The sequence below is a fragment of the Salipiger sp. HF18 genome, assembly GCF_011806505.1.
Classification (GTDB): Bacteria; Pseudomonadota; Alphaproteobacteria; order Rhodobacterales; family Rhodobacteraceae; genus Salipiger; species Salipiger thiooxidans.
Genome location: NZ_JAATOS010000688.1, coordinates 1 through 1718, shown reverse-complemented (window position 1 = coordinate 1718; position 1718 = coordinate 1). Strand labels below are relative to the sequence as shown.

The window sequence follows — 1718 nt, the reverse complement described above, 5'->3', positions numbered from 1 at the left end:
TACGGCACGCGCTGGACATCGCAGGCGCCATTCCTGCAGAGCCTGCGCGAGCGTATCGACCGGCTCACGCGAGAGGCCGCGTCCTGACGCCGTTTCAGCGGAAACTCTCCGGCTTCAGCCCATATTTCGCCAGCTTGTCGTAGAAGGTCTTGCGCGGCAGCTTCAGAACCTCGGCGGCGGCGCTGGCCTGGCCGCCGGTGCGCTTCAGCGCGTCCGCCAGCAGCGAGCGTTCCACCTGAGCCATGCGTTCGGCCAGGCCCAGCCCCTCGGAGCCGCCGTCATCCTCGCCCAGCCCCAGCACGAAGCGCATGGCGGCGGACATGAGCGCGCGGGCGTTACCGGGCCAGTCTCGGGCGATCAGCCCGGCGACGACCTCCTCGCCGATCTCGGGCTCGGTCATGCCCGACTGCTCCGCCGCCTGCGCGACGTATTGGCGGAACAGCACCGGGTTTCCCCCGGGCCCCCCCCAAAGGCGCGGGAACCCCCCCCCGCCCCGCGCCGGCCGGGTAGCGCCCCCGGGACGAGACCCCCCCCGCCTCGCCCGCGCCCGACAAGTCGTCGCCCGTACCGCCGATGAGCCGCGCGCCGCCCTCCTCGAGCGCATCCTGCAGCGCCACCTGCGTATCCTGCGGCAGCCGGCCGATCTCGTCGAGGAACAGCGTGCCGCCCTTGCAGGCCTGCCAGAGTTCGGCCAGCGCCGCCCGGCCGAGCCCCGCCGCCGAGCGCTTCTCGAACGGCCCCTTGGCGCTCGAGGAACAGAGGTGCACCACCTCGGCCACCTTCGAGATCCCCGAGCCCCGGGCGCCGCGCACCAGCACGTCGGCCCCCGCCCGCGCCGCCGCCCGCACCTGCGCGCGCAGGGCCTCGGACTGGGGCGAGACGCCGAAGATCATCCGCGCCGCCGGGTCGCCGGTCTCGAGCTGGGCCTTGAGCCGCCGATTCTCGAGCACCAGCCCGCGCGTGCGCAGCGCCCGCTCGATCACCGAGATCAGGTCCTGCGGCGCGCAGGGCTTTTCGAGGAAGTCGAAGGCCCCCGCCGACATCGCCCGCACCGCCATCGGGATGTCGCCCTCGCCGGTCAGCAGGATCACCGGCAGCTCGGTATCCTGCTCGTGGGCGTAGTCGAGCAGGTGAAAGCCGTCACGGCCGGGCATCCGGATGTCCGAGACGATGACGCCTTCGAAACGCGGCCCGATCAGGTCCTTGGCCTCGACGAAGCTGCCCGCGGTCACCGCGTCGAACTCGGAAAGCTAAAGGGTCAGGAATAGCGACGAGGGAAGAGAAGAGTCGTCGTCGCCAAGAAGCACCTTGCGGATGATCATGCGATTTCCCTCGCCTGTTGCAGCTCGATGGTGAAGAGCGCGCCGCCCTCGACGTTCTCGCCCCGGAGGCGCCCGCCGAAGCCCTCGACGATCCCGTAGGAGATCGAGAGCCCGAGGCCCATGCCCTCTTCGGCGCCGACCTCCTTGGTCGAATAGAACGGGTCGAAGATGCGCGACGGGTCGGCGATGCCGGGGCCGGTGTCACGCACGGTAAGCCGCACCAGCCCCGCCTCGTCGTCAGGCGCCACGCGGATCTCGATGCGCCGGGACGCGCTGTCGGCCATGGCATCCATGGCGTTCGACAGCAGGTTCACCACCACCTGCCCCAGCCGCACATCGCCAGCCATCACCACGGTGGCGCGCTCGGGGCGGCGCCAGTCGATCTCGGTCCCCGTG

General features: G+C 71.2%; 1 protein-coding gene and 1 pseudogene. Both read right to left on the bottom strand.

Going from position 1 to position 1718, the window contains the following annotated elements; translation table 11 throughout:
- Window positions 1-94: 94 nt before the first annotated feature.
- Window positions 95-1322 (bottom strand): annotated as a pseudogene (locus HC022_RS25910) (sigma-54-dependent transcriptional regulator).
- The coding region (locus HC022_RS25905; protein ID WP_254885273.1) for a sensor histidine kinase at window positions 1319-1718 on the bottom strand (400 nt) is incomplete at its 5' end. The pseudogene HC022_RS25910 and the gene HC022_RS25905, both read right to left, overlap by 4 nt.